Source organism: Pseudomonas sp. 91RF (assembly GCF_003576265.1).
GTDB lineage: Bacteria > Pseudomonadota > Gammaproteobacteria > Pseudomonadales > Pseudomonadaceae > Aquipseudomonas > Aquipseudomonas kribbensis.
Map to the genome: position 1 here is coordinate 356,091 of NZ_QWFC01000048.1, position 26,705 is coordinate 382,795.

Here is a 26,705-nt window from a genome sequence, read left to right on the forward strand (position 1 = left end):
ATCACAGCGCCGGAAAATGAATCCTGAACGCCGCCCCGCCCATCGGCGAATCGCCCAGGGTCAATTTGGCGTTGTAGCTCTCGATGATGTCCTTGACCACCGCCAGACCGATCCCCTGCCCAGGGTGCTGGCGATCCAGACGCTCACCGCGCTCAAGAATCCGCGCCCGCTGATGCTGCGGGACACCGGGGCCGTCGTCTTCGATGCACAACTCGCTCCCGGCCAGGGTTTCGCGCACGCTGATGCGCACTTCGCCCAGGCACAGGCGATAGGCGTTTTCCAGCAGGTTGCCCAGCATTTCCAGCAAGGCCCCCTGCTCGATCGGCAGGTAGCAGTGTTCCGGCAGGTCGAATGCCACCCGCACGCGCTTGTCGCGGTAGACCTTGTCGAGGGTGTCGCACAGGCTTTTGAGCACCGGGCGCAGTCGCACTTGATGGCGCACCAGACCGCTTTTGCGCAAGCTGGCGCGTTGTAACTGGTAGCTGATCTGCTGGCTCATGCGTTCAATCTGGGCTTGCAGCACCCAGGCCTGATCGCGATCTTCTGGACGCTGGGCCATGTCTTCACTGACGCCCTGCAACACCGCCAGCGGGGTTTTCAGGCTGTGGGCCAGATCGTCGAGGGAATCGCGATAGCGGCTGCGTTGCTGACGCTCGCTGTGCAGCAAGCGGTTGAGCGAGCCGGTCAGTCGCAACAGTTCACGGGGGTGTTGTTCGGTGAGGCTTTCGCGGGTGCCGCTTTCGATTTCGTCCAGCTCCTGGCTCAGCCGGCGCAGGGCTTTCAGGCCCCAGGTCAGGCCGATCCACAGCAGCGAGAGCAGCACCAGCAACGCAGCGCCGAAGCCGAGGTAGAGGTTTTCCCGCAGGCCTTCGAGGGTGGTTTCGTATTCGCGTACCGGTTGCAGCGCGACGATGCTGAACGCCGCATTCTTGCCGCCGAGCAGTTTGACTTCGACGTCGTAGACGAAGAACTCCTGACCGCTGGCTTCGCGAATCCGCGCAAACTCGCTGCCCATCCCGTCGTAACGCGGTTTGTAGTTGATCTGCTCTTCCTGGGTCGCTTTCGAGCGCCAGACCAGATGACCTTCGCGGTCGTAGATGTAGCCGAGCAGACGGAAGTCGGCGAGGTTGAAACGCTCGTCCGGCAACTGCACCGGCATCACCAGCCGACCGTTTTCAATCCGTGCAGCAGAAATCAGTGTGGTGACATCCGAGGCCAGGCGCTGCTCGATGGAATCCTGCAGTGCCAGGCTGAACGCCCCTTGCATCGCCGGAAGCAAGGCGAGCATGAACAACACCGCCAGCGTCGTGGCGGCCAACATCAAGCGAACACGAAGCGAACGGATCAAGTGCAGCGCTCATTGAACAGATAGCCCAGCCCACGCACCGTGTCGATCGGCTTGAACCCGGCCGGGCCTTCGAGCTTGCGCCGCAGACGCCCGACCAGCACTTCGATCACGTTCGGATCACGCTCGTCGTCGTCCGGGTACAGCTGTTCCATCAGGCGATCCTTGGGCACCACTTGCTGGTGGTGGCGCATCAGGTACTCGAGAATCCGGTATTCGTAGGCGGTCAGCGCCAGCGGCTGTTCATCGAGGGTCGCCTGCTTGCGATTGAGGTCGAGCAGCAGCGGCCCGGCAACGATAGACGACTGGGTAAAACCGCTGGAGCGACGCAGCAGCGCATTGAGCCGTGCTTCCAGCTCTTCGAACTGGAACGGCTTGACCAGGTAATCGTCGGCGCCGGCGGCCAGGCCTTCGACCTTGTCCTGCCAGTTGCCACGGGCGGTGAGGATCAGGATCGGAAAGCTCTTGCCGTCCTGGCGCAGCTGGCGGATCAGATCGAGCCCGCCCATGCCCGGCAGGCCGAGGTCGATCACCGCCAGGTCAAAATTGAATTGCCCGGTCTGGTACAGCGCCTCTTCGGCATTGGCCACGGACTCGACCACGTGACCGCTTTCCGTCAGGCGGGTTTGCAGGTGATGGCGCAACAGCGCTTCATCTTCGACGACCAACAGTTTCATGACACTCTCCCGGGCCAATCAGCATCTCCAACAGCATACCTGCGACAACGGTGTACTGCCGCTTTTGAGGGTCCTGTTCATTTCATCCCTCGGACGTGGTTCAAGATTACTGAACCCGGCCTGTACCTGCCCTGAACGCACCCTGAACCCGGGCGCAATCAAATGAACTAGGCTGTCTTGACCTTTTATTGTCAGGAGACCCCGATCATGCGCCTGTTCCTTGCCCTCACCCTGCTCGCCTTCAGCAGCCTCAGCGCGGCTGCGATCAAAACCGAGGAAATACCTTACCAGAGCGCCGACGGCACGAAACTGATCGGTTATTACGCCTATGACGACGCAATCAAGGGACCTCGCCCCGGTGTGGTGGTGGTCCATGAATGGTGGGGCCTGAACGACTACGCCAAGCGCCGCGCACGGGATCTCGCCGGCCTCGGCTACAGCGCCCTGGCGATCGACATGTACGGTGACGGCAAAAACACCGAGCACCCGAAAGATGCGATGGCGTTCATGCAGGCGGCCACGCAGAACGCCGATGCCGCCAGCAAACGCTTCGAGGCCGGCCTCGCCCTGCTGAAAAAACAGCCACAGACCGACACCGGCAAACTGGCCGCCATCGGTTACTGCTTCGGCGGCGGCGTGGTGTTGAATGCGGCGCGTCAGGGTGTGCCACTGGCCGGCGTGGTGAGTTTCCACGGCGCACTCGCCACCAAGACCCCGGCGACGCCCGGCAGCGTCAAGGCGAAGATCCTCGTCGAGCACGGCGCGCTGGACAGCATGGTCACCGCCGACAACGTCACGGCGTTCAAGTCTGAAATGGACAAGGCCGGCGCCGACTATAAATTCGTCAGCCTCGACGGCGCCAAGCATGGTTTCACCAACCCCGATGCGGATCGTCTGAGCCACGGCGATCACGGCGGCCCGGACATCGGCTACAACAAGGCTGCGGATGAAAAATCCTGGGCGGACATGCAGGCCTTCTTCAAGAAGATCTTTGGCTGAACCCACTCGTTCCCGCGCCCTGCGCGGGAACGTTCCACACCTGCGCACTATCCAGCCTCAAAGCAACCCGGCAAAATGCCCGCCATGAATTCCAGCCCCCTCCTCCCAGCTTGCTGCACCCCGCTCGATGCCCACTGGCCATTGCCGAACGTGCTGCCGGACACCGTGCTGCTGAGCACCCACTTCGATCCGTCGCAACTGCTCGGCGATGACTTCCGTCGCAGCGCCATCGAGCCGCCGCCGAGCATCCAGCGTTCAGTGGCCAAGCGTCAGGCGGAGTTTCTCGCCGGGCGGATTTGCGCCCGGGCCGCGCTGCAACAGCTGGAAGGTTCAAGCAGTGTCCCGGCGATTGGCGAGGATCGCGCACCGGTGTGGCCGGCCCATATTTGCGGCTCGATCACCCACAGCACCGGCCGGGCAGCGGCGATTGTCGCCAACAAGCAACACTGGCGCGGGCTGGGCATGGACCTGGAAAACCTGCTCAACGCCGAACGGGCCGAACGCCTGGCCGGGGAAATCCTCACGCCAGCGGAGATGCAGCGCATGGCCGCCGGCGCCCGCGATCAACTGGCGTTGTGGGTGACGCTGACTTTTTCGGTGAAGGAAAGCCTGTTCAAGGCGTTGTACCCGATCGTCCAGAAACGCTTCTATTTCGAGCACGCCGAAGTACTCGAATGGACCGAGCAAGGTCATGTAAGGCTGCGCCTGCTGACGGACCTGTCCAGCGAATGGCGCAACGGGACCGAACTGGATGCACAGTTCGGGGTGCACGACGGGCAGTTATTGAGCTTGGTCAGCATCCAGGCTTGAGCGGCTTCAGCGCCGCTCCTGATTCCTCGGCCAGCTCAGGCTGAAACACGCCCCGCCCAGACTCTTGCTCTTGCCGATCAGCGCCCGGCCGTCATGCCAGTGAATGATCCGCCGCACAATCGACAATCCCAACCCGTGTCCGCCAGATGCCCGGGTACGGCTGTCGTCCAGCCGCAGGAAGGGCGTGAAGATTTTCTCCCAGGCACTTTCCGGCACGCCGGGGCCATCGTCTTCGACATCCACCCGACAACGCATCTGCCCGACCTGATAACTGACCGTGACCCTGGAGCGCGCATGGCGCATGGCGTTGCCCACCAGATTCTGCAAGGCGCGATGCAGGTAGCGCGGTTCGGCCTCGACCCAGGCATCGTCGCAATCAGCCGCCGACAAGCACAAACCACGTTGCACCGTGACGTCGGCGCGCAGTGGCGCCAGTTCTTCGATCACCTGATTGACCAGTGCATCGAGGTCGATGCGCTGGAAGGTCAGCGCCGGCGAGCCTTGCTCCAACCGCGCGTAGGTGAGCATTTCGTCCACCAGCTTATCGAGGTCCTCGATGTCGTGGTCCATGCCCTCGCGGTACTTTTCCAGTGCTTGCGGGGTGGTGGCCGAGCCGATCATTTCCAGACCGAATCGCAGGCGCGCCACCGGCGTGCGCAACTCATGGGACACCGCGCGCACCAACTCACGCTGGATCGCCAGCAACTGTTGCAGGTGCTCGGCCATACCGTTGAACGCCGCCGCCAGTTTGCCCACCGAGTCGGCACCGCGTGCCGGAACACGGGTTTCCAGGCTGCCCTTGGCGATGCGCGTGGCTGCCGCTTCGAGGCCGCGCAATCGCCGTTCGAGCTGACGCACCAATAAATAGACGATGAGGCCGATCAGGGTCAGACCCAACGCGGCAATCAGTACCAGCCATTGCGGCGGGTACGGATTCATCTGATAGAGCGGACCGATTTCCAGCACCCACGGCGTGCCAACCATCCCGGCGAACACCCGGATCGAATCGCCGCCCTTGCCCAGCGCCATCACCGTATCGCCTTCCGACACGCGACGGCTCTGGTCTTCATCCATGTCGGCCTCGTTCACGGTGACCAACCGCAGATCGAAGCCGAATCCCTTCTCTTCCTTCAATTGCGCGAGGCGTTTGGGCTGCTCGCCCACCGGCACCCGCACCAGTTCATCGGCCAGCAGGTAGATGGTCGCCCGGGCCAGTTGCTCGCTGATCTGCTGCACCTCGCCCACCAGCACCAACTGCTCCTTGTCGCTGACCAGACGGTAGACCTTTGCCGCGTGCGGCCCGGTCTGCTCGACCAAGGCCTGGCCGCGCTGCACGCGGGTGCGCTGGGTCAGATCGAGATCGGTCTGAGTGAACGTCTGCAACGTCAGCGGAATCCCCAGCAGCCGTTCCCAGACCAGCAAGGCGCGGTGGCGCTCGGTCTCGTTCATCGGTTGCAGGTTGTCGGCCATCAGGGAAAACGTGCCGTGGGCCAGGCGCTCGCGGTATTGCTCGCTGCGCACCTGGTTGAGCAGGTGCAGCGCCAGCACGCCGAGCACCGCCACCAGAATCAGCGCCGCGCACATGCCGCCATAGATGCGCAGGAAGATCGAGTTCACAGCGGCAGTTCTACGCAGGCTTCAGGCACGAACAGATAACCTTTGCTGCGCACGGTCTTGATCAGACGCGGGTGATCGGGGTCATCGCCGATCTTCGGGCGGATGCGCGAGATGCGCACATCGATCGAGCGGTCCTGACCGTCGTAGCCGATCCCGCGCAGTGCAGTGAAAATTTCTTCCCGCGACAGGATCCGTCCGGCGTTGGACACCAGCAGCCACAGCAGATCGAATTCGGCGCTGGTCAATTCGATGCCGCTGTCGCTCAGCCAGGCTTCGCGCAAGGCGTTGTCCACCACCAGCGGGCCGAATTGCAGACGGCGTGGTTTGCCCGCCGCCGGCTCCGGTGCGTCACTGCGTCGCAACAACGCCTGGATGCGCGCCAGCAACAGTCGTGGGCGAACCGGTTTGCACACGTAATCATCGGCGCCGATGTCGAGGCCGAGGATCTGGTCGGCGTCGTCGGTGCGCGCGGTCAGCATGAGGATCGGCCCGTCGTACTGGTCGCGCACCTTGCGGCAGATGCTCAGGCCATCTTCACCGGGGAGCATCAGGTCGAGGATCACCAGGTCCGGCTGTTCCTTGATGATCCGCGCCGCCGCCAGCGCCCCGTTGCCTTCGATCTCCACGCGCAATCCGTTGGCTTGCAGGTATTCGCGGGTCAGTTCGGCCAGACGCTGGTCGTCCTCGACTATCAATACCTGCCAGGCTTCTTGCTCCACGGGTGACCTCTGCTTGCCGATGCTGCGAATAAAGGAAGGATCCTCCCGTCTTTTTGTCATCTTTAAGGAGGATAAGAATGCGTGCGTCAGGGCCGATTGTATAAACGGCGTACAGCGAGAACACAAGTCGGTAAATGCGTTCGGACAAGGCCGTTTTTTGTGATAGGGTTCGCGCCCTTAAAAATCCGCTGAAGCGTTTTTCCCGGCGAAAAAACAGTGACAAACGGTCTAGCTCAGCAGGTTCACGGCCTACAAAGGTTTTCCCTGTTTCGCACACAATTTACGCACAGGGTTATCCACAGGCTGTCCGTTGCAATCGCCCCCCAAAACGCATTATCTTGTAGCCCGCGCTCAAAAAAACCCTACATGTAGGGGTTCGCGCCAAAAACCAAACACAAACCGGACAGTGAATTCAAGGCTTTTTATTGCCATTGTCGGGTTGAACCAAACGTATTTTCAGAAGCCCAAACCGCGCCTGCGGATGGCTACCGTTTTTCAGCCGATCACGGCGTAAACGGTACGGGTGTTGCAGTCCGAAACTGCTCCCCGAAAGGAATGCGGTTTCACGCGTATCGCGCGAACCGAAGACTTCGGCATGGAAGCGGCGCCCACAAGGCCCACTTCCTGAACTGTCCCGAAGTCGTTACCCGGCGCTGGCCGGTCGTAGTGCTTCAGGACGGAACGGTGGGCACCGTGATGGTGCCCAAACAAACATAGAGAACGTGGAGACACCCATGCAAACCGACACAACTCGCGAGAACCCGCAGGGCACCTTGCCGCAGGCCGCCGATTCGAATTCGGATCTGGCTGCCACCGCGCCTGGTCAACTGCGTGTGATCAAGCGTAATGGCACTGTCGTTCCTTACACCGATGACAAGATCACCGTCGCTATCACCAAAGCGTTTCTCGCAGTTGAGGGCGGCACCGCTGCCGCTTCGTCGCGAATCCACGACACCGTTGCCCGCCTGACCGAACAGGTCACCGCAACCTTCAAGCGTCGCATGCCTTCGGGCGGCACCATCCACATCGAAGAAATCCAGGACCAGGTCGAACTGGCCCTGATGCGTGCCGGCGAGCAGAAAGTGGCTCGCGACTACGTGATCTACCGCGACGCCCGTTCCAAGGAACGCGCCACCCGCACCACCGCCGACGCACCGGTACAAGCGCACCCGTCGATCCGCATCACCCGCGCCGACGGCAGCCTCGCGCCGCTGGACATGGGCCGCCTGAACACCATCGTCACCGAAGCCTGCGAAGGCCTGGCCGAAGTCGACGGCGACCTGATCCAGCGCGAAACCCTGAAGAACCTGTACGACGGCGTGGCCCTGAACGACGTCAACACCGCTCTGGTAATGACCGCCCGTACCCTGGTCGAGCGCGAGCCGAACTACTCGTTCGTGACCGCCCGCCTGCTGATGGACACCCTGCGTGCCGAAGGCCTGGGCTTCCTGGGCGTCGCCGAGAGCGCGACCCACCACGAAATGGCCGACCTGTACGCCAAGGCACTGCCGGCCTACGTCGCCAAAGGTATCGAGTTCGAACTGCTGAACCCTGTGTTGGCCGACTTCGACCTGGAAAAACTGGGCAAGGCGATCAACCACGAGCGCGACCAGCAATTCACCTACCTGGGCCTGCAGACCCTGTACGACCGTTACTTCATCCACAAGGATGGCGTGCGCTTCGAACTGCCACAGATCTTCTTTATGCGTGTGGCCATGGGCCTGGCGATCGAAGAGAAGCAGAAAGAAGACCGTGCGATCGAGTTCTACAACCTGCTGTCCTCGTTCGACTACATGGCTTCGACCCCGACCCTGTTCAACGCCGGTACCCTGCGTCCACAGCTGTCGAGCTGCTACCTGACCACCGTTCCGGATGACCTGTCGGGCATCTACCACGCGATCCACGACAACGCCATGCTGTCGAAATTCGCCGGCGGCCTGGGCAACGACTGGACCCCGGTTCGTGCACTGGGTTCGTACATCAAGGGCACCAACGGCAAGTCCCAGGGCGTGGTTCCGTTCCTGAAAGTGGTGAACGACACCGCCGTTGCCGTTAACCAGGGTGGCAAGCGCAAAGGCGCTGTGTGTGCCTACCTGGAAACCTGGCACATGGACATCGAAGAGTTCATCGAACTCCGTAAGAACACCGGTGATGACCGTCGTCGTACCCACGACATGAACACCGCCAACTGGATCCCTGACCTGTTCATGAAGCGTGTCTTCGATGACGGCAAGTGGACCCTGTTCTCGCCGTCCGAAGTACCGGACCTGCACGACCTGACCGGCAAGGCCTTCGAAGAGCGCTACGAGTACTACGAAGCCCTGACCGAGTACCCGGGCAAGGTCAAGCTGTTCAAGACCATCCAGGCCAAAGACCTGTGGCGCAAGATGCTGTCGATGCTGTTCGAAACCGGCCACCCATGGCTGACCTTCAAGGACCCGTGCAACCTGCGCAGCCCGCAGCAGCACGTCGGCGTGGTCCACAGCTCGAACCTGTGCACCGAGATCACCCTGAACACCAACAAGGACGAGATCGCGGTCTGCAACCTGGGCTCGATCAACCTGCCGAACCACATCGTCGACGGCAAGCTGGACACCGCCAAGCTCAAGCGCACCATCGACGTCGCCGTGCGCATGCTCGACAACGTGATCGACATCAACTACTACTCGGTACCGCAGGCGAAGAACTCCAACTTCCGCCACCGTCCGGTCGGCCTGGGCATCATGGGCTTCCAGGACGCGCTGTACCTGCAACACATCCCTTACGGTTCCGACGCTGCCGTCGAGTTCGCCGACAAGTCGATGGAAGCGGTCAGCTACTACGCGATCCAGGCTTCCTGCGACCTGGCTGACGAGCGCGGTTCGTACGAGACATTCCAGGGTTCGCTGTGGTCCAAGGGCGTACTGCCACTGGATTCGCAACAGATCCTGATCCAGGCCCGCGGCGAGAAGTACATCGACGTCGACCTGACCGAGTCCCTGGACTGGGCACCGGTTCGCGCCCGTGTACAGAAAGGCATCCGTAACTCGAACATCATGGCCATCGCACCGACCGCAACCATCGCCAACATCACCGGCGTATCGCAGTCGATCGAACCGACCTACCAGAACCTGTATGTGAAATCGAACCTGTCGGGCGAATTCACCGTGATCAACCCGTACCTGGTTCGCGACCTGAAAGCTCGCGGTCTGTGGGACTCGGTCATGATCAACGACCTGAAGTACTACGACGGTTCGGTTCAGCAGATCGAGCGCATCCCGCAAGAACTCAAAGAGCTCTACGCGACCGCGTTCGAAGTGGACACCAAGTGGATCGTTGACGCCGCCAGCCGTCGTCAGAAATGGATCGACCAGGCCCAGTCGCTGAACCTGTACATCGCCGGCGCATCGGGCAAGAAGCTGGACGTGACCTACCGCATGGCCTGGTACCGTGGCCTGAAAACCACCTACTACCTCCGTGCCCTGGCCGCAACCAGCACCGAGAAGTCGACCATCAACACCGGCAAGCTGAACGCTGTTTCCAGCGGCGGCAACCACGGTGACGATTCGGTCCTGGCAGCGCCAGCCGGCCCTGCTCCAGTACCGAAGGCTTGCGCCATCGACGAGCCGGATTGCGAAGCTTGCCAATAAGCTGAGCTGAATCAGGCGTTGCGAAACGCCTGATCCGAGAGCCCCCGACAGGCTTCTGGTTTGTCGGGGGTTTTCTTTTGCCCGCGACAAAAAATCAAAAGCCCCCTCACCCTAGCCCTCTCCCCTAGGGAGAAGGAACCGACCGAGTTGTTTGGTAGAGGTACGCCGACGTGAAATACCGAGGTGAACTCGGGGTTTAAAACACATGCCATGCAACTCAGCTTCTTCTGCCTCCTACTCCTACTCCTACTCCTACTCCTACTCCTACTCCTACTCCTACTCCTACTCCTGCCTCGGCTTTGGCTTTGGCTTTGCCTTTGGCTTTCGCTCTCCACCACTCAACACGATGAGCGTTAGCTCGAGTACCGCTTTTGATCGCAGGGCCCGTCGGCAGGCTGAGTGGAGGGATTGATCCGGGGGTGGGAGCGCAGCGACCGTGCGGCGCAGCCGCATGCATCGAGAGGAGGTGCAGCGAAGCAAACCGTAGGCGATGCTCCCGGATCAATCCCGGAGCGAAGGAACCCGAGCCACAGCGAGGGCCGAACGTCAGGGTAAAGACTTTTTGGTTACTTTTGAGGCGTTTGTCAAAAGTGACTCGCAGTAAGGGCGAAACCGCCAGCCGCAACACCCGAAGCAACGGATATTCACCCAATCAACCAAAGCATGGTCGTCTCCAAGGACGCCACGCCAAACAAAAAAAGCCCCTCAAAAGAGGGGCTCCTTGAACAACCAAAAATCAGGTCATCTGAATGATGGTCTGCATGATGGTGCTCTGGGTCGAGATGGTCTTGGCGTTCGCCTGATAGTTGCTTTGGCCCTTGATCAGATCCACCAGCTCGTTGGTCAGGTTAACGTTCGACTCTTCCAGCGAGTTGGATACGACCGAACCCAGGGTACCGGTTTCCGGCGCATCGTAGCCCGGGATACCCGAAGCGAAGGTTTCTTTCCAGGCAGTACCGCCTACAGGCTGCAGACCCTGTTCGTTGGTAAAGCTGGCCAGAGCAACCTGGCCGATGGCCTTGCTCTGGTTGTTGCTGAAGTTGGCGAACAGGGTACCGGTACCGTCGATGGTCAGGTTGGTGATCTGGCCGGTGGCATAACCATCCTGGGTCGGAATCGAACGCGCAGTATCGGCGTTGTACTGAGTGGTCTTGGCCATGGAGATGGTGATGCCGGCCGGGTTCGCCGAAGCACCGTTGGCAGCCCAGACACCATTGGTCACAGTCCCGGGCACCCAGCCAGTGAGCTTCAGGTCACTGCTGATCGTGGCTGGTGGAGTGCTGACCTGAGTCAGCTTGCCAGTGGAGTCGAAGGTCATGGTGGAAGCCACTGGCGCGGTGACCTTTGGATCACTGCCGGTAGCATCCGGGTTACGACCGTCCACCAGGGTGTAGACCTTCCAGGTGTTGGCACCGGTCTTGACCATGTATTGATCCATGGTGTGCTGGTTGCCCTGGCTGTCATAGATCGGAGTACTGAACGACTTGGTGTAGGTCGCCGTGTTGGTCGGGTCGAATTTACCGGCTGCCACAGTATCGTCGATCACCGGAGCGGTCGAGTTCAGGTTGATGGTCGAAGTGACCAGCGAGGTGGACTTCGGCGCCAGGTTCGAGGTATCGATCTTCAGGTCGGTCAACACGCCGTTGATGATCTTGCCGTTGGAATCCACACCATAGCCCTGCAGACGCGAGGTGTAGTCGGTGTTGGTGATGAAGCCGTCCTTGTCGACCTTGAACGTACCGGCACGGGTGTAGGTGATCGAACCATTGTCGCTCAGGGTGAAGAAGCCCGAGCCGTTGATACCCATGTCGAGCACGTTGCCGGTGTTGTTGATGTCGCCCTGGGTGAACTGCTGGGACACGTTGGCCAGGCGCACACCGTTACCGATGACCTTGCTGCCGCTGCCCAGGCGAGTCGCCGAATAGACGTCCGCAAACTCGGCACGGGACGATTTGAAACCGGCTGTCGCGACGTTGGCGATGTTGTTGCCGGTCACGTCCAGTTGCTTGTTGGCTGCATAGAGACCGCTAAGGCCGATATTGAAAGACATATTCCACTCCTTTGTGCCGGTTAGTCGGCTCTATATACCAATGGTTTGTACTTTGGACAGGGCGACGGTGCCCTTGCCGGACAGGTTGAGCATCAGCTCGCCACCGGTCTGGCTGATCGTCACGCTGGTGACGGTGGCCGGCAGATAAGTTGCCAGGTCGGTCGCGGTGCCATTGATCGAGGCGTTGGCCTTGACGGTATAGGTACCGGTCTTCACCAGGTTGCCGTCCTTGTCCTTGCCGTCCCAGGTGAAGCTCGCATTGCCGGCGGCGCGACTGCCCAGATCGATGGTGCGAACGACCGTGCCGCTGCTGTCGGTGATGCTGACGGTGCCGCCGGCAATCGACGACGGAACGGTGACCGAACCGGTCATGCCTTTGCTCGGATCGTCGAGCTGGACCGAGTTGGTCTGCACGATCACGTTGCGGCCGACCAGCGACGAAGCCTGCAGGGCTTGCGACGAGTTGTAGTTGCCGGCCAGCGAACTCACGGTGCTGTTGAGGGTGGTGATCCCCTCGAGGCTGCTGAACTGCGCGAGCTGGGCAACGAATGCACTGTTGTCCTGCGGGTCGAGCGGGTTCTGGTTTTTCAGCTGGGTCACCAGCAGTTGCAGGAACGCATCCTTGCCCAGGGCCTGGCCGCCGGTGGCGCTGTTGGTAGCCGAAGCGATGCCGCCGGTGGTCGTGCTACTGGTCTTCTTCGAAGAGTTGGCCAGTATGTCGTTCATCGTCAGGCTGCTGGTGGTATCGGTAACACTCATGGCAGTCGCCCCTTATTACTGACCGAGGGTCAGTACCTTCTGCATCATGGTTTTGGCGGTGTTCATCATTTCGGCGTTGGTCTGGAAGGACCGGCTCGCGGAAATCATGTCGGCCATTTCTTCCACCACGTTGACGTTCGGGTAGTAGACGTAGCCCTTGGCGTCGGCGGCCGGATGGTTCGGCTCATAGCGCGCTTCGAGGTTGCTCTGGTCTTCGACCACGCCGAGCACCTGCACGCCCTGGCCTGCGGCGTCCTGGTTCTGGAACAGCGAGTTGCTGCCGCCGCTCTGGCCGCCCTGGAACATGGTGGCGAACACCGGGTGACGGGCGCGATAGGTCTGGTCGATGCTCGACGAGACGGTTTCGGCGTTGGCGATGTTCGAAGCCACGGTGTTCAAACGCGTGGTCTGGGCGCTCATGCCGCTGCCGGCAATGTTGAAAACGCTGGACAGGGACATGGATTACTCTCCGCGCAGGGCTGACACCAGCCCTTTGAATTTGCTGTTGAGCAGCGTGAAGCTGGCCTGGAAGCCGACGGCGTTTTCCGCGTAGTTCGACTGTTCAAGCTGAGCGTCAACGGTGTTCTGGTCGATCGACGGCTGCATCGGCGTGCGATACATCAGCGACTCGTCGCCATTGCCCAGGCCTTCAGCTTCGATGTGACGGCTGTTGGTCATGTTCAGGGCGATGGTGCCGTTGGCGTTCTTCTGGCTCTGTGCTTCGAGCACCTTGGAGAAATCCAGATCCCGAGCCTTGTAGTTCGGGGTGTCGGCGTTGGCGATGTTGTTGGCCAGGACTTCGGCACGCTGGGCGCGGAAGCCCAGGGCTTTTTCGTGAATTCCGAGCGCTTTATCGAAGCTGATGCTCATGTCGGGAACCTTCAGGTGACCGGGTTTTTCGTAACAGGGTTATAGCAAGCGTCGTGCCAGTTTTAAAAAGCCCCGGTTTCCGGGGCTTTGCAGGGGGTCGGCAAGGCGGCAATGCCAGAAAAGCGGCAACGGGTTTCCGCCGGATGCCGCTTTTCTGCCGCTTGCCGCCACCGCAAAAAACCTCAGGCATAAAAAAACGGGAGCCCCCGAGGACTCCCGTTTTTTTGTGTTGCCGGTGCCGGTCACTTCGCCTGGTAAATGATCCCCGGGCTGCACTGGACCATCTGGTAATGGTCCGGCAAACCGTTCAGCGCTTCGGAAGCGCCGAGGAACAGATAACCGCCCGGCTTCAGCGTGCTGTGAATGCGCAACAGGATGTCTTTCTTCACCTCGGCAGAGAAGTAGATCAGCACGTTGCGGCAGAACACGATGTCGAACTTGCCAAGACTGGCGTAGCTGTCGAGCAGGTTGAACGAGCGGAATTCCACCCGGTTCTTGATCGGCGCCTTGATCACCCAGCGCCCCGGCCCTTTCGGGTCGAAGTAGCGCTGCAGACGATCGGCGGACAGACCGCGACCGATCGCCAGGCTGTCGTACTCGCCGGTCTTGCAGTTGGTCAGCATGCTGCCGGACAGATCGGTGGCAACGATCTGCACGCCCATCTTCAACTGACCGATGTTGGTCCGCTCGAACTCGTCGATCGACATCGACAGCGAATAGGGTTCCTGACCCGACGAGCAGGCCGCCGACCAGATCCGCAGACGCTGGTTGGGAGCGGCCTTGATCGCCTCGGGCAGCACCTTGTTCTTCAAGACTTCAAACGGATAGGTGTCGCGAAACCACAGGGTTTCGTTGGTCGTCATGGCATCGACCACCTGCTCGCGCAAACCGCTGCGCGGCTGGGTCTGGATGCGCTGTACCAGCTCACCCAGGGACTTGATGCCTTGCTGCTCCATCAGTTTGTTGAGACGGCTCGACACCAGGTACTGCTTGTTTTCACCGAGCAAAATGCCACAGGCTTTTTCCAGGAAGACCCGGAACTGTTCGAAATCCAAATTACCCGTAGACAAATGATGCCGCCTCTTAAATCGTGTTGAACGCCAGGGGCAGAAGGCCCTTAGCTGATATCTGCTGCTTTGATCCGGTCGACTACCCGGGATGCCAGGTCATCAGGACGGAATTTGGCCAGGAAGTCATCGGCACCGACCTTCTTGACCATCGCCTGGTTGAACACACCCGACAACGAAGTATGCAGGATGATATGAAGCTTTTGCATGCGAGGATCGCCGCGGATTTCCGCCGTCAGGGTGTACCCGTCCATCTCCGGCATCTCGATGTCGGAGATCATCATCAGGAACTCTTCTTCCGGCTTCTTGCCCTCGTCGACCAGCTTGCGCAGGTAATCCAGCGCCTGCTTGCCGTCGTTCAGCGCCACCACTTCGACACCGACCGTCTGCAGGCAACGCGTCACCTGCTTGCGCGCCACCGACGAGTCATCGACCGTCAGCACACGCAATGACAATGCCTTGCTCTGGGTCTCGACATCCACCACGCCGACCGAAATCGCTTCCGGTGTCGGTGCGACTTCCGCCAGCACCTTCTCCACGTCGATGATTTCGACTAACTGATTGTCCACCCGAGTCACAGCAGTCAGGTAATGATCGCGACCGGTCCCCTTGGGTGGCGGATGGATCTCTTCCCAGTTCATGTTGACGATACGTTCCACCGAGCGCACCAGGAAACCCTGGGTCTTGGTGTTGTATTCCGTGATGATCACGAACGGACTGTTCTTGTCTTTCAACGCCCCGGAGCCGGTCGCCATTGCCAGATCGAGGATCGGAATGGTCGCCCCCCGGATATTCGCCACCCCGCACACGACAGGACTGGACTTGGGCATCAACGTCAGTTGCGGGCACTGCAGCACTTCCCGAACCTTGAACACGTTGATCCCGTAGAGCTGCTGGCCGTCGAGACGGAACAACAACAGCTCCAGGCGATTCTGCCCCACCAGTTGCGTGCGCTGGTTCACCGAATCCATTACACCAGCCATGCCCAGACTCCTACACCAACGCCAAGTGTTGTTGCGACGCACATTCATTGCTAAACGGCACGGCGCTTGCTTTTTAACTCGTATGAACATTCAAACGACATTTTTCCGACGCCTGACATCCCCTATCCGCAGAGGACTTTGCGCGGTGTCTGCCGCTTGCCTGTTTTTCGCGGGCAGCCCTGCCAGTGCTGATGCGGTTACCTTGCCTGACATGCTTATCGGCGTCACTCAGGGCTTTCTTGAATTCACCGTAGAAGACTATCTGGCTACCAGTCAAACAGAAGGGCGTTATGAAATCGAGGTCAAGCAGCTCGATCCGCGCATGCGCATGCCTATGTGCGACAAGGAATTGACAGCGTCCCTGGAGAGTCCCGGGCGTCCTTTGGGTCGTGTGACCGTCAAGGTCCGCTGTGAAGGCGCCTCCCCCTGGACCGTGTTCGTACCCGCTCAAGTCCGCCTGTTTCGCCCGGTCGTGACCACCACTCGCCCGCTCAAGCGCGCCGGCATCATCGAGCCCCAGGACGTGACCCTGCGCGAGCATGATGTCAGCCTGATCAACCAGGGCTTTCTGACGTCGGTGGATGAGGCGATCGGGCAGAAATTGACCCGACCAACGGTCGCCGATCAGGTGATTACCCTTGTGCATCTGGAACAGGCGGAAGTCGTTCGCAAAGGTGATCAAGTGGTGATTACCGCCCGCAGCGGCACGCTGTCCGTGCGCATGCCGGGCGAGGCGCTGTCCAACGGCGGCCTGAAAGAACAGATCCGAGTGAAAAACCTCAATTCCCAGCGGGTCATCAAGGCGCAGGTCATGGCGCCGGGCCAGGTGGAAGTGGCAATGTGAGCAGCGACTGGAGCAATGACAGGAAAGCCTCGTGAGTGATCGCGCAGAAAACTGGCGCCAACCTGAGCTGTTCCCTAAACTGTGCCGCAGCAGGATCTGTGCGGCGCATGCAGGCTCATTGGTAAAAGAGCCTAAAGTTTTCCAGGGGATGGCCGAGAACATGGCAAGCGTCCAAATTCCCAGAGGTTTTTAACATGGTCATCGATTTCAGCCGTTTGAACAGCTCCTCGTCACTTACGGGCAGTACACGTACCAGCGCGCCCAAGGAAACCGCCGAAACCGGCACCTCCGCGCCGCTGAATACCCCGGCCGAACAGGCCAGTACCGCAAAAAGCGGGGAATCGGTACACCTCAGCAATGAGGCTCAACAGTTGCAGAAGGTCACTGACAAGCTGCGCGATCAGCCTGCCGTCGACAAAGCCCGCGTGGCCGAGTTGAAAGCAGCGATTGCCGATGGCAGCTACAAAGTCGACAGCAACCGTGTAGCCAGCAAACTGCTCAACTTCGAAGCCCAGCGCTAGGCCTCGGCCTGCGCCAGGCTTTTGGACGCTTAAAACCCAAGGCCAGCCATGCACGACACTACTTTATTGCAACTGATCACCGACGACTTTGCTCCAGCTCAACAACTGCTGGAGTTACTGCATACCGAGTCCCTCGCCTTGCACGGTCGCGACATGCCCCTGCTGGAAGAAATTCTGGCGCGCAAACAGGCATTGATCATTCTGCTCGAGCAGCATGGCCGCAAGCGCAGCGAAATCCTCGCCAGCCTCAATCTGTCGCTCGACCGCCAGGGCCTTGAACAACTGGCCAGCCAGTCGAGCATCGGCGATCAGTTGCTGAGCCAGAGCGATGTCCTGACTGACCTGATCGCCCAGTGCCAGGCGGCCAACGTCAAGAATGGCCAGTCGATCGTTATGCAGCAGGCCGCCACGGCCAATCAGCTGAAAATCCTCACCGGTGGCGAGCCTCCCGCGCTCTACGATGCCAGCGGCACCTTCTCCAAACTGCAGAAACCGCGCGCGCTCAGCCAGGCGTGATGCTTTCTTCCATGCTTGCGCCCTATCAACGCGCGATACATGCTGGCAAAATACTGGCCAGCCGTAGTCAAAATTTGTCTGGAGATTGATTTAACGTGTCCAATGATGACGCTCCGCAGCCCCCAAAGGTGCTTACCACGCCCCTGGAGATCTCCAGCAATCTGCGCCAGCTGCAAGAGAGCCACGATCCGCTGATCATCACCTTTCACGAGCGCAGCCAGCGCTTCCAGAGCTACCTGATCAAGGTCGACCGGGAAACCGCGACCATTGCCCTGGACGAAATGATCCCGCGCGATGGCGAGCGCTTCCTGCTGGCTGGCGAACCCTTCAAGGTCGAAGGCTTCCACGAAGGCGTGCGCATCGCCTGGGAATACAACGGCACGCTGGAAATCAAGGAATCTGACGGTGATCGCTTCTATGTCGGCGAGATGCCCACCGAAGTGGTCTATCACCAGCGCCGCAACGCCTTCCGCGCCGCACTGAAGCTGACCGATCTGGTGAGCGTCGAACTGGGCGGCGAAAAGCTCAAGTCGCCGATCGGTGGCAAACTGCTGGATATCTCCGCCACTGGCTGCAAGCTGCGTTTCGAAGGCGACATCACCGACCGCCTGCAACTGGGCCAGGTCTACGATCGCCTGATCGCCCCGCCGCTGTTCGGCAACCAGCCAGCGGCAGTCGAGCTGCGCTACCTGCACTTCGAAGAAAAACTCAACATCACCTTCGCCGGCCTGCGCTTTCACAACATCAGCGGCCCGGCAGCGCGCAACGTCGAGCGTTTCGTCTATCAGTTGCAACGTGAAGCACGGCGCTTCGACAAAGACGATCTCTGATTCGTACGCACCCTGAATAACGGGCAGTCCCTTGCGGTGACTGCCCGTTTTTTTATGCCTGGTGTTTTTAAAGGATCAAGGCCTGGCGCCACTGATGTCCGGCGCAGGATTGTCCTTGCCAACATCCGGCTCCACAGGTGATTCAGGTTCAGTGGCAGGCTCGGGTGCCGGTTCAGGTGCGACCGTGGTCTGCATCTGCTCCTGCACCACTTGCTCGTCGACCCGTGGATCGAGCGCCGCCACCAGCGGCGAACTGGACATGCTGTCCGGCATCGCCACGTGATGCAGCGGTGCGTCGTCGACCTGGTGCAGGTTGGTCACGGCTTTCGGCCGGATGCGCCACACCAGCACCAGCGCGAAAAAGGTGAAGAACGCATACAGGCTCTGGCTGCCGAACATTTTCATCAACACACCGGCCAGCAGCGGCCCGATGCTGGCACCGACCCCGTAGGTCACCAGCAGCATCGCCGTCAGCGACACCCGCCGATCACCTTCGACATGGTCGTTGGAGAACGCCACGGCCAGCGGGTACAGGCAGAACTGCACCAGCGAACACAGGAAGCCGACGACGAATAAAATCTCCAGCGGCACCTGCGGCATGATCGCCAGCGGCAACGCGGCCACGGCCAGAAACCCGGCAAAGCAACGGATCAGCAGGGCCCGGTCATAACGGTCGGACAACCAGCCCAGCGGCCACTGCACCAACAGCCCGGCAAAAATGCAGGTACCCATGAACAGACCGACCTGCTCGGTGGACAGCCCCTGCTGCGACGCATACAGCGGTGCCAGACCGTAGAACGAGCCGATGATCAGCCCTGCCCCGAGCACCGTACTCAACGACTGCGGCACGCGCTTGATAAAGAAGCGCGGCTCCATCGGCGCCGGATGCAACGGTGCCGGGTGAATCCGCCGGGTCAGCGCCACCGGCACCAGACACAGGGCAAAACACAGGGCGACCAGCATCAGCAGTTCCAGGCCCAGGCCCGGGTGCATGACCAGAATCAGCTGACCGAGCACCAGCCCCAGATACGAGGCAATCATGTAGCCGCTGAACACCACGCCGCGCTGGTTGGCGTCGGCCTGCTCGTTCAGCCAGCTCTCGATCACCATGTACTGGCACATCATGCCGAGGCCGACGATGGTCCGCAGCACCAGCCAGGCCGGCAGCCAGTCCACCAGACCATGACCGAGCACCGCCGCGCCGACGATCCCGGCACACGCCGAGTAGGCGCGGATATGTCCGACCCGGGCAATCAGGCGGTGCCCGATCTTGCCGCCCAGAACCAGACCGAAATAGTTGGCCGCCATCAACGCACCGACCCACAGTCCGTCGACATGGTCGGCCGCCAGGCGCAAAGCCAGATAAGTGGAAAGAAGGCCCGAGCCGATCAACATCATCAGCGAGGCGAAATACAGCGCTCGAAAGGATTTCCAGATTTGGCGCATCGGCGTTCCGAGCGGCTCCTTGCGGTGAGTGTCGGGCTATCGAACGATAGCCCGATGACGACATTTCGTCAGGCCTGGGCTGCCAGAACGCGCCGTTCCCAGGGAGTGATCTCATCAAAGAAACTGGTCAGCTCCATGGACTTCGAAGCGATGTAGCCTTCGACGAACTCCTTGCCGAACAGTTCCTTGGCCAACTGGCTGCGTTTCAGACGCTCGAGCGCGGCGTGCAACGTACACGGCAGCGAAAGATTGTCTGGCACTTCGAATTCACCCTGGATCGGCGCAGTCGGCTCCAGCTCATGCTCGATACCGTGCAGGCCGGCCGCCAGGCTCGCGGCAATCGCCAGGTAGGGGTTGGCATCGGCGCCCGGCAAACGGTTCTCGACCCGACGGGCGACCGACGAACTGGCAGGAATCCGCAGACCCGCCGCGCGATTGTCGTGGGACCAGCAAGCATTGTTCGGCGAGGCAAACGGATGGCACAGGCGCTGGTAGGAATTGACGTTCGGCGCAAACAGCGCGGTGAAGTCCGCCATGCCCGCCTGCTGCCCGCCGATGAAGTGGCGGAACATCGCGGTTGGCTGACCGTTCTCGTCGCTGAATACATTCTTGCCGCTGCCGATCTCGACGATGCTCTGATGGATGTGCATCGAACTGCCCGGCGTGTGCGCCAAAGGCTTGGCCATGCAGACCACGGTCAGGCCATGCTTGAGCGCGACTTCCTTGAGCAGGTGCTTGAACAGGAATGTCTGGTCGGCGAGCAACAGTGGATCACCGTGCAACAGGTTGATCTCGAACTGGCTGACGCCCATTTCGTGCATGAAGGTATCGCGCGGCAGGCCCAGGGCCGCCATGCATTTATAGACTTCACTGAAGAACGGTCGCAGACCGTTGTTGGAGCTGACGCTGAACGCCGAGTGACCGTCCTCGCGACGACCGTCAAGGCCGACCGGTGGCTGGAACGGTTGCGTCGGATCGGTGTTCGGGGCGAACACAAAGAATTCGAGTTCGGTTGCCACTACCGGCGCCAGGCCGAGGGCGGCGTAGCGGGCGATGACTTTTTTGAGCTGGCCACGGGTCGACAGGTTGGAGCTCTCGCCGGTCAGCTCATCGGCATCACAGATGGCCAGCGCGCGCGGCTCCTGGCTCCACGGTAGAGGATGGATCTGCGCAGGATCGGCCACCAGCGCGAGGTCGCCGTCATCGCTGCCGTAGAACCGTGCAGCGGGATAGCCCCCCATGATGCATTGCAGCAGCACCCCCCGGGCCATCTGCAAACGCCGCCCTTCGAGGAAACCCTCGGCGGTCATTACCTTGCCCCGTGGCACGCCGTTCAAATCCGGCGTGACACATTCAATTTCATCAATGCCCGTCAATCGCTGCGCGAGTGAACGCTGGCCATCGGTTGTCATGACGCAATCCTTGTTATTGTGCGAGCCGCGAACGGCGACCCGGACAAAATAGGCTTCAGCTGTTCGGAATATCAAGCAGCGGCCAACAAAAAGAATGTCAGTCGATGAATTGGTGAATCAGGGCAGGTAAATACTGAACACACCGCCACCCAATGGCCCGCCATTGCGGATCTCGGTACGACCGCCGACACCGTTGCGCTGATGCAATGCCGCGATGCGCCCGGCGAAGTACAGACCGAGGCCGGTACTGCCACTGCTGTGATTGATGCCCTGCACATAATCGGCCTGACGCTCGAGCATCTCGACCGGGTAACCGTCACCGTCGTCGTTGATGCTCAACACCAGTTGCCCGGCCTCATCGCTGACGGTGATCAGCATCGATTCACGGGCGTAGCGGATCGCGTTGTTGATGCAATTGCCGAGCACCGAGGCGATCAGTTCACGATCGAAGAACCCCAATGGACTGAGCGGGTCGACTTCGTAAGTAGCGACGATGCCGCGACTGGCGAAAACCTCTTGATGAGCCGCCAGTTGCGCCTCGATGAAATCGTCCAGTTCATGATAGGCCGGCTGCAACGGCATCTGGTTGACGCCGAGCTTGTACAGCCCGAGCAACTGCACCAGCATGCCGTTGAGGTGGGCGAACTCGAAGTCGATCACGCCCTGCTCCGGCACCTGACGCTGGTCCTCGGGCAGGCGCGCCAGCCATTGGCTGTGGGCCTGCATCAGCATGGCCAGAGAGTTCTTCATGTCGTGCACGGTGGAGGCGATCACCGTGGAAAAATCCAGTGCCTGCTCGTCTTGGTTCATTCGCCAAACGCCTTGCTTTTCAGCTTCTGATAACGCGGATAACGCGCGTCGGTGTCGGGCATCAGGCCAACCATTTTCAGGCAGGCCCGACATTCTTCCAGCTCCGCTGACGGCACACTGGTGTCGGTGCCGTGCAGCAGCGACTGCGCCATGTTCAGTGCAATGCTGATGTTCTTCGGTTGCATCTTCAGTGCCTTGCGGAACACTTCGCGGGCCTCCACCAGGTTGCCGGTCTTGTACACGCGCACGCCCTGACGGTTGAGGTCGGCGGCGGCATTACTGGAGCTGAGAATAGTCGGGTCGTCGGTGAGCTTGGCGATGTCTTTCATCACCGTCGGGTCATCGCCGTAGATTTCCGCACAGCTCTTGAGCATCGACGTGCCCGCCTCGGCCTGCCCCAGCATCTGCAATTGCTTGGCGACCAGCAGCGCGGCCTCGGGGCTCATGAACTGCTCCATACCGTCGAGACGCATCAGCGCTTGCTCAGTGAGCTTCTCTGCGGTCTCGGCGTCGTTGAGCAACAGACTGGTAGCTTTCATCAGGCGCGCTCGAATCTGCAGGCCCGGATCGGTCGGGTTTTCCTTGGCCACGGCACTGAGGGTGGTATTGATCTCCAGCCGCGTGCGGGTATCGAGGCCCTTTTCGCTGCCCTTGCTGATCAGCGCATGGGCAAGACCCAGGTTGCTTTCCGGATCCTTGAAGCGCGACTGCGCCCCCTGCGCCACAGCCTGACGGTAAGCCCGCGACGCCGTGTCGAAATCCTCGTTGGCCATTGCCAGTTTGCCGAGCAACGCTTGCCGGCGTACCGCCAGTGGCGACAGGCGAATCGCCTCTTCCAGCGTCCGCTGTGCGCCTTTGGTATCACCTTCGGCCACAAGAACATCTGCCATGCCGTCGTACAGCGCCGGCATCATCGGAAACACTTTCAGGGCTTTTTCATACACGCCTTTGGCCTGGGCCACCTGACCGCGCTTGAACAGCAACTTGCCCAGTCCGGCAAAGGCCCACGGCAACGGCCGGTCGGCGATGATGCTGTCATACAGACGCTCAAGCGCTTCATTCTGATTCATGTCGCGCAAGGCATCGGCGCGGTAGCGCAGGCACAGCGGCGAATAGCGGATATCCTGCTTGCACAGGGCGATACAGGCGTTGAGCACCTCGACCGGTTTGCCACGATCAAGGGCCTGCAGAATCGGCTTGAGCAGGGTTTTGCGCTGCTCCAGACGCTCCAGACGTTGAGCCAGGCCAATCCGGTTGAACGGTTTGGTCAGATAGGCGTCCGGCTCATGCTCCAGGGCACTGAGTACCATCGCCTGGCTAGTCTCGGCGGTGACCATCACAAACACGGCTTCGTGGCTGATCAGCTTTTCCATCATCAGGTCTTCCAGCACCTGCTGACCGTTTTTCTTGCCGTCACCCAGGTGGAAATCCTGAAGGATGAAATCGTAGGACTTCTGCGCGCACATTTTCAGCGCCTGCTCACCGGTGTCAGCGGTGTCCACGTCCTTGACGCCCAACTCGCGCAACATCGAGCGTACGGAACTGCGGAAATCCGAGAAATCATCGACGATCAGAAAACTCTTTTGGTGATACGACAGCATCGAGGATTTCCAGACAATTGAAGTAGAAGAACCGAGGGCTTTCACAAGCGCGCAGATGATAACTGGAGGCTAAATGCTATCAAGCGATTTCATGCACAGCCGATGAGATTGCAAGTGCCGATCGGGTTATCGGCCAGAAGTGACGTTCTCTGAAGCAGACACTTCAAGATTCCTTATGCAACAGCTGACCTGTTCGGCTGCTCACTCCCTCATAAAAGGCTTGGATCGTGTACATCAAAGGACGCTACATCGTGTCCGCCGGCGTTCTGCTGTTTCTCCAGCAGGCAATGGCGACCGGAATGGACTGCACAAAAGCGGTAAACATCGTCGAAAACACTATTTGCGCCGATAAAGGGCTATATGAACTGGATGCGCAGATGGGAGTGGTTTATCGGGGATTGATGAAGAGCCCCACTGATAGACTGCCGGACCTCAAGCGTACTCAACGGCTTTGGCTGAAAGCACGGAGCGAGTGTGCCGACGACATTTCGTGCCTCGGGCAAAGCTATCGCGAACGCTTGCAGTTGTTGCAGGCGCAGTGGAAGGAAGCTGTTGTCTACAAACCGAGTGAGATCGACCAAGAGGTTCTGGAGGATCTGCAAAAGAACATCCGTGCGACAAGCAAAACTGATCCGGAGTTTGCGCTGGAGCGAACACTCGACGCCCTGACGATCAAAAATGGCCAGACCTCATTTTCTGCTGAGCCTGATGATGATCAATACTCCGAAAAAACGCACTTCCCCAAGACCACTCCCAAAGGCGTTAGCCAGAGTGAATGGAGCGCCTTGCAAGCCTCGAACCTTGATGCCGACACCGAACTCGGTCAAACCTCGTTTACCTTGCTTGATCTGGATGGCGACGGTCATCGCGATCTGATTGTTCAGATTTATACAGGCGGTACGGGGCTGTTCACCTTCATCGAAACCTACCGCCGTAATGGCGATAGATTTATCCGCAGAACAGCCGCGCGCGGTCAGGAATCAGTTGCCGGCAGATGGATGAAGAGCCGCCCGTTTCCGGGCAGGAGAGACAGCCCATTTGTCCTGTTCCTCCATCAGTCAACGACAGTGAGGAGTATTACAGCTATGGCGCGGGCTATTACGCCATAGAGTCAGTGACCGACTTCCCGGTCATTATTGACACAGAATGCTTTATTGCTCGATTGAACAATTGGTTCGGAACCTACAGCGAAAAACGTGGCTTGTTTGCGCAACTGACCTTGCGTAAGCCAGGCGGGGGAGACGAGGAGCGTAGCTACGAGGTCAATGGCCGACGACGCATTATCGAGATCAGTACTTCGATTGGCGAAGTCGGAGGCCGCGCCGCAGAATAATCTGTGAAACGCACAATAAAAAGCCCCGCCAGGTCACCCTGCGCGGGGCTTTTTTAAGGTTCTTCACGGAATCCCGGGAAACACAGAAACAAGAACGCCGATTTGATTGATGATGTTCGTGCGAGCAAACACATCTAACAAACCGGCGTTCTTATGCACGATATTAATACTTTCCTTCCTTTTTGGGAGGGCTTTTCTGTCGTCAACATCAAGCCTGATGGTGACGCCCTCCAGATTGATCTAACACCCCACGCCACCCGATTCCCTTCCTGTGGCGGCTGCAAAAAAACCTGTTCAACCACTCATGAGTATTGCGAGCGAGTCGTTCGTGATTTGCCCATTGTTGGCCGTGCGGTACGCCTCAACGTTTTGCTCAGGCGAGTTGGCTGCCGCGATTGTGGCAAACGCATGGAGGCCGTCAGTTGGCTGGATCGCTATGCGCGTATGACGCGCCGCCTGGCCGATGCGGTTATTCGGGCTTGCGAGCGCCTTCCCACCCTGCACGTGGCCCAAATGTTTGGCCTGCATTGGGACACGGTTAGACTGCTGGAACGTCGCGCTTTGCAGGCGTTATTGAGCGAACTGCCAAAGGCGCAACCACGACGTTTGGTGATGGATGAGTTCGCGTTGTTCAAAGGCCATCGCTACGCCAGCGTTGTGCTGGATGCCGACACACGACGGTTTCTGTGGATCGGCGAAGGCCGCAGCCCGGCGGCGATCAGGCCGTTCTTTGAAGAGCTTGGGCCAGAAGGTTGCGCCAAAATCGAAGCGGTGGCGATGGACATGAACACCGCTTTTGACCTGGAAGTTCGTCAGCACTGCCTGAAAGCACGAGTGGTCTACGACCTGTTTCACGTAGTGGCCAAATACGGCCGAGAGGTCATTGACCGGGTCCGCGTCGACGAAGCCAACCGGCTACGTCACGATAAGCCGTCTCGCAAGGTCATCAAGCAAGCGCGATGGCTGTTGCTGCGCAATCCGCAGAATCTGAAAACACCTGAACAAGAGGTTCACCTGCAGGATTTATTGGCAGCCAACCAATCACTGATGACGGTCTATTTGATGAAGGCTGAACTCAAAACACTCTGGGCACCGAGTACCGCCTGGGCCTGGAGATCGGCCTGGAAGCAATGGCTGCGCCATGCTCATGAAAGCGAAATTCCGGCCCTGATCCAGTTTGCCAAACGGCTAAAGGGTTACTGGCGGGGAATCGTGAGTCGGGTTCGCTGGCCGATGCACACCGGTCAGTTGGAAGGAATAAACAATCGAATAAAGGTCATCAAACGGATGACGTACGGTTACCGGGATAGCGAATTCTTTTTCATGAAGATCAAGAGCGTCTTTCCCGGTAATCCGTGAAGAACCTTTTTTAAGCGAGCAAACTTTAGCCAGGTCTTGCGTGCTCAATGGATAAGCAGAAATAGAAACTTTCCTGCGGGCAAAACAAAACCCCAACTGCTTTCGCAATTGGGGTTTCGGAATTTAATCTTGACGATGACCTACTCTCACATGGGGAAACCCCACACTACCATCGGCGATGCATCGTTTCACTTCTGAGTTCGGGATGGGATCAGGTGGTTCCAACGCTCTATGGTCGTCAAGAAATTCGGGTACTGACTCGTGGCCGGATGGCCTCGCTTCAGCAAATTGGGTATGGATAGTTTTCGGTGTTTTGTAAGCGTCGAACTTTCGGTTCTTTCGTCTTCACACACCGCAATCTGGTCTCTTTCGAGTCTACAGATTGCTTGGGTGTTATATGGTCAAGCCTCACGGGCAATTAGTATTGGTTAGCTCAACGCCTCACAGCGCTTACACACCCAACCTATCAACGTCGTAGTCTTCGACGGCCCTTCAGGGAACTCAAGGT

General features: G+C 59.6%; 23 protein-coding genes and 2 rRNA genes. 9 read left to right on the forward strand and 16 right to left on the reverse strand.

Features of this window, described 5'->3' with window-relative positions; translation table 11 throughout:
• Position 1: 1 nt before the first annotated feature.
• Both DXT77_RS26525 and DXT77_RS26530 read right to left on the reverse strand, forming a co-directional pair.
• Entirely contained in the window at positions 2-1,348 is a 1,347-nt protein-coding gene (locus DXT77_RS26525; protein ID WP_119429781.1) for an ATP-binding protein, read from the reverse strand.
• A complete protein-coding gene (locus DXT77_RS26530) occupies positions 1,345-2,022 on the reverse strand; it encodes a response regulator transcription factor (RefSeq protein WP_085710996.1) in 678 nt (225 codons plus the stop codon). The genes DXT77_RS26525 and DXT77_RS26530 overlap by 4 nt, the downstream gene beginning before the upstream one ends.
• Positions 2,023-2,229: 207 nt before the next feature.
• On the opposite strand from DXT77_RS26530, the gene DXT77_RS26535 reads away from it, so the two are divergent.
• Positions 2,230-3,021, forward strand: a complete 792-nt coding sequence (locus DXT77_RS26535; protein WP_119429782.1) for a dienelactone hydrolase family protein — start codon at positions 2,230-2,232, stop codon at positions 3,019-3,021.
• 84 nt (positions 3,022-3,105) lie between these two features.
• Positions 3,106-3,831 carry a 4'-phosphopantetheinyl transferase gene (locus tag DXT77_RS26540; RefSeq protein ID WP_119429783.1) on the forward strand — a complete coding sequence of 242 codons (726 nt, stop codon included), beginning with the start codon at positions 3,106-3,108 and terminating at the stop codon, positions 3,829-3,831.
• A 6-nt stretch (positions 3,832-3,837) separates the two neighbouring features.
• Here DXT77_RS26540 and DXT77_RS26545 read toward each other — a convergent pair whose 3' ends face one another.
• Both DXT77_RS26545 and DXT77_RS26550 read right to left on the reverse strand, forming a co-directional pair.
• Complete coding sequence (locus tag DXT77_RS26545) at positions 3,838-5,448, reverse strand: ATP-binding protein (RefSeq protein ID WP_119429784.1); 1,611 nt, start codon at positions 5,446-5,448, stop codon at positions 3,838-3,840.
• The gene (locus DXT77_RS26550; protein ID WP_085711000.1) at positions 5,445-6,167 is read right to left on the reverse strand and encodes a response regulator; all 723 of its coding nucleotides are present in this window, start codon (positions 6,165-6,167) and stop codon (positions 5,445-5,447) included. Before DXT77_RS26550 ends, DXT77_RS26545 begins: the two co-directional genes overlap by 4 nt.
• Before the next feature lie 734 nt (positions 6,168-6,901).
• On the opposite strand from DXT77_RS26550, the gene DXT77_RS26555 reads away from it, so the two are divergent.
• Positions 6,902-9,796 (forward strand): ribonucleoside-diphosphate reductase subunit alpha, encoded by a 2,895-nt coding sequence (locus tag DXT77_RS26555; protein ID WP_119429785.1) that lies wholly within the window; start codon positions 6,902-6,904, stop codon positions 9,794-9,796.
• Positions 9,797-10,532: 736 nt separating this feature from the next.
• On the opposite strand, the gene flgE is transcribed toward DXT77_RS26555, so the two are convergent.
• The 6 genes from flgE to DXT77_RS26585 all read right to left on the reverse strand — a co-directional run bounded on the left by flgE (position 10,533) and on the right by DXT77_RS26585 (position 15,525).
• Positions 10,533-11,846, reverse strand: coding sequence for a flagellar hook protein FlgE (gene flgE / locus DXT77_RS26560; RefSeq protein WP_119429786.1), 1,314 nt, complete (start codon positions 11,844-11,846; stop codon positions 10,533-10,535).
• A gap of 30 nt (positions 11,847-11,876) precedes the next feature.
• Entirely contained in the window at positions 11,877-12,605 is a 729-nt protein-coding gene (gene flgD, locus DXT77_RS26565; protein WP_119429787.1) for a flagellar hook assembly protein FlgD, read from the reverse strand.
• A gap of 15 nt (positions 12,606-12,620) precedes the next feature.
• On the reverse strand, positions 12,621-13,064 hold the full coding sequence (gene flgC, locus DXT77_RS26570; RefSeq protein WP_054593596.1) for a flagellar basal body rod protein FlgC: 444 nt from the start codon (positions 13,062-13,064) through the stop codon (positions 12,621-12,623).
• A 3-nt stretch (positions 13,065-13,067) separates the two neighbouring features.
• Positions 13,068-13,475, reverse strand: coding sequence for a flagellar basal body rod protein FlgB (gene flgB / locus DXT77_RS26575; protein WP_025112931.1), 408 nt, complete (start codon positions 13,473-13,475; stop codon positions 13,068-13,070).
• Positions 13,476-13,717: 242 nt separating this feature from the next.
• Entirely contained in the window at positions 13,718-14,545 is an 828-nt protein-coding gene (gene cheR / locus DXT77_RS26580; RefSeq protein ID WP_007960327.1) for a protein-glutamate O-methyltransferase CheR, read from the reverse strand.
• 47 nt (positions 14,546-14,592) lie between these two features.
• Positions 14,593-15,525: a chemotaxis protein CheV gene (locus DXT77_RS26585; protein WP_065258844.1), complete on the reverse strand. Its 933-nt coding sequence runs from the start codon at positions 15,523-15,525 to the stop codon at positions 14,593-14,595.
• Positions 15,526-15,607: 82 nt separating this feature from the next.
• Here DXT77_RS26585 and flgA point away from each other — a divergent pair, with 82 nt between their 5' ends.
• The 4 genes from flgA (at position 15,608) to DXT77_RS26605 (ending at position 18,236) form a co-directional block, all read left to right on the forward strand.
• Positions 15,608-16,369 carry a flagellar basal body P-ring formation chaperone FlgA gene (gene flgA / locus DXT77_RS26590; RefSeq protein ID WP_119429788.1) on the forward strand — a complete coding sequence of 254 codons (762 nt, stop codon included), beginning with the start codon at positions 15,608-15,610 and terminating at the stop codon, positions 16,367-16,369.
• Positions 16,370-16,563: 194 nt separating this feature from the next.
• Positions 16,564-16,890 carry a flagellar biosynthesis anti-sigma factor FlgM gene (gene flgM, locus DXT77_RS26595; protein ID WP_085711005.1) on the forward strand — a complete coding sequence of 109 codons (327 nt, stop codon included), beginning with the start codon at positions 16,564-16,566 and terminating at the stop codon, positions 16,888-16,890.
• Positions 16,891-16,938: 48 nt separating this feature from the next.
• Complete coding sequence (locus tag DXT77_RS26600) at positions 16,939-17,406, forward strand: flagella synthesis protein FlgN (protein ID WP_114884859.1); 468 nt, start codon at positions 16,939-16,941, stop codon at positions 17,404-17,406.
• Positions 17,407-17,501: 95 nt separating this feature from the next.
• Complete coding sequence (locus tag DXT77_RS26605) at positions 17,502-18,236, forward strand: flagellar brake protein (RefSeq protein WP_119429789.1); 735 nt, start codon at positions 17,502-17,504, stop codon at positions 18,234-18,236.
• Positions 18,237-18,311: 75 nt separating this feature from the next.
• On the opposite strand, the gene DXT77_RS26610 is transcribed toward DXT77_RS26605, so the two are convergent.
• The 4 genes from DXT77_RS26610 to DXT77_RS26625 all read right to left on the reverse strand — a co-directional run bounded on the left by DXT77_RS26610 (position 18,312) and on the right by DXT77_RS26625 (position 23,505).
• Positions 18,312-19,682 (reverse strand): MFS transporter, encoded by a 1,371-nt coding sequence (locus DXT77_RS26610; protein WP_119429790.1) that lies wholly within the window; start codon positions 19,680-19,682, stop codon positions 18,312-18,314.
• 68 nt (positions 19,683-19,750) lie between these two features.
• On the reverse strand, positions 19,751-20,992 hold the full coding sequence (locus DXT77_RS26615; RefSeq protein ID WP_178083498.1) for a glutamine synthetase family protein: 1,242 nt from the start codon (positions 20,990-20,992) through the stop codon (positions 19,751-19,753).
• 219 nt (positions 20,993-21,211) lie between these two features.
• Entirely contained in the window at positions 21,212-21,904 is a 693-nt protein-coding gene (locus DXT77_RS26620; protein ID WP_119429792.1) for a sensor histidine kinase KdpD, read from the reverse strand.
• Positions 21,901-23,505, reverse strand: a complete 1,605-nt coding sequence (locus tag DXT77_RS26625; RefSeq protein ID WP_085711011.1) for a tetratricopeptide repeat-containing response regulator — start codon at positions 23,503-23,505, stop codon at positions 21,901-21,903. Before DXT77_RS26625 ends, DXT77_RS26620 begins: the two co-directional genes overlap by 4 nt.
• 227 nt (positions 23,506-23,732) lie before the next feature.
• On the opposite strand from DXT77_RS26625, the gene DXT77_RS26630 reads away from it, so the two are divergent.
• Complete coding sequence (locus tag DXT77_RS26630) at positions 23,733-24,614, forward strand: lysozyme inhibitor LprI family protein (RefSeq protein ID WP_256663046.1); 882 nt, start codon at positions 23,733-23,735, stop codon at positions 24,612-24,614.
• Between the two features lie 377 nt (positions 24,615-24,991).
• A complete protein-coding gene (locus DXT77_RS26635; protein WP_119429793.1) occupies positions 24,992-26,197 on the forward strand; it encodes an ISL3 family transposase in 1,206 nt (401 codons plus the stop codon).
• 127 nt (positions 26,198-26,324) lie between these two features.
• Here DXT77_RS26635 and rrf read toward each other — a convergent pair.
• Together rrf and DXT77_RS26645 are read right to left on the reverse strand one after the other, a co-directional pair.
• A 5S ribosomal RNA gene (gene rrf, locus DXT77_RS26640) occupies positions 26,325-26,440 on the reverse strand.
• A gap of 154 nt (positions 26,441-26,594) precedes the next feature.
• Positions 26,595-26,705, reverse strand: a 23S ribosomal RNA gene (locus tag DXT77_RS26645); the annotation flags it as partial.

Bases quoted from the DNA above. Each gene is read 5' to 3' on its own strand.
- DXT77_RS26530 (WP_085710996.1), bottom strand. From the start codon at position 2,022: ATGAAACTGTTGGTCGTCGAAGATGAAGCGCTGTTGCGCCATCACCTG.
- DXT77_RS26535 (WP_119429782.1), top strand. From the start codon at position 2,230: ATGCGCCTGTTCCTTGCCCTCACCCTGCTCGCCTTCAGCAGCCTCAGC.
- DXT77_RS26540 (WP_119429783.1), top strand. From the start codon at position 3,106: ATGAATTCCAGCCCCCTCCTCCCAGCTTGCTGCACCCCGCTCGATGCC.
- DXT77_RS26555 (WP_119429785.1), top strand. From the start codon at position 6,902: ATGCAAACCGACACAACTCGCGAGAACCCGCAGGGCACCTTGCCGCAG.
- flgE (WP_119429786.1), bottom strand. From the start codon at position 11,846: ATGTCTTTCAATATCGGCCTTAGCGGTCTCTATGCAGCCAACAAGCAA.
- flgD (WP_119429787.1), bottom strand. From the start codon at position 12,605: ATGAGTGTTACCGATACCACCAGCAGCCTGACGATGAACGACATACTG.
- flgC (WP_054593596.1), bottom strand. From the start codon at position 13,064: ATGTCCCTGTCCAGCGTTTTCAACATTGCCGGCAGCGGCATGAGCGCC.
- flgB (WP_025112931.1), bottom strand. From the start codon at position 13,475: ATGAGCATCAGCTTCGATAAAGCGCTCGGAATTCACGAAAAAGCCCTG.
- DXT77_RS26585 (WP_065258844.1), bottom strand. From the start codon at position 15,525: ATGGCTGGTGTAATGGATTCGGTGAACCAGCGCACGCAACTGGTGGGG.
- flgA (WP_119429788.1), top strand. From the start codon at position 15,608: ATGAACATTCAAACGACATTTTTCCGACGCCTGACATCCCCTATCCGC.
- flgM (WP_085711005.1), top strand. From the start codon at position 16,564: ATGGTCATCGATTTCAGCCGTTTGAACAGCTCCTCGTCACTTACGGGC.
- DXT77_RS26600 (WP_114884859.1), top strand. From the start codon at position 16,939: ATGCACGACACTACTTTATTGCAACTGATCACCGACGACTTTGCTCCA.
- DXT77_RS26610 (WP_119429790.1), bottom strand. From the start codon at position 19,682: ATGCGCCAAATCTGGAAATCCTTTCGAGCGCTGTATTTCGCCTCGCTG.
- DXT77_RS26615 (WP_178083498.1), bottom strand. From the start codon at position 20,992: ATGACCGCCGAGGGTTTCCTCGAAGGGCGGCGTTTGCAGATGGCCCGG.
- DXT77_RS26620 (WP_119429792.1), bottom strand. From the start codon at position 21,904: ATGAACCAAGACGAGCAGGCACTGGATTTTTCCACGGTGATCGCCTCC.
- DXT77_RS26625 (WP_085711011.1), bottom strand. From the start codon at position 23,505: ATGCTGTCGTATCACCAAAAGAGTTTTCTGATCGTCGATGATTTCTCG.
- DXT77_RS26635 (WP_119429793.1), top strand. From the start codon at position 24,992: ATGCACGATATTAATACTTTCCTTCCTTTTTGGGAGGGCTTTTCTGTC.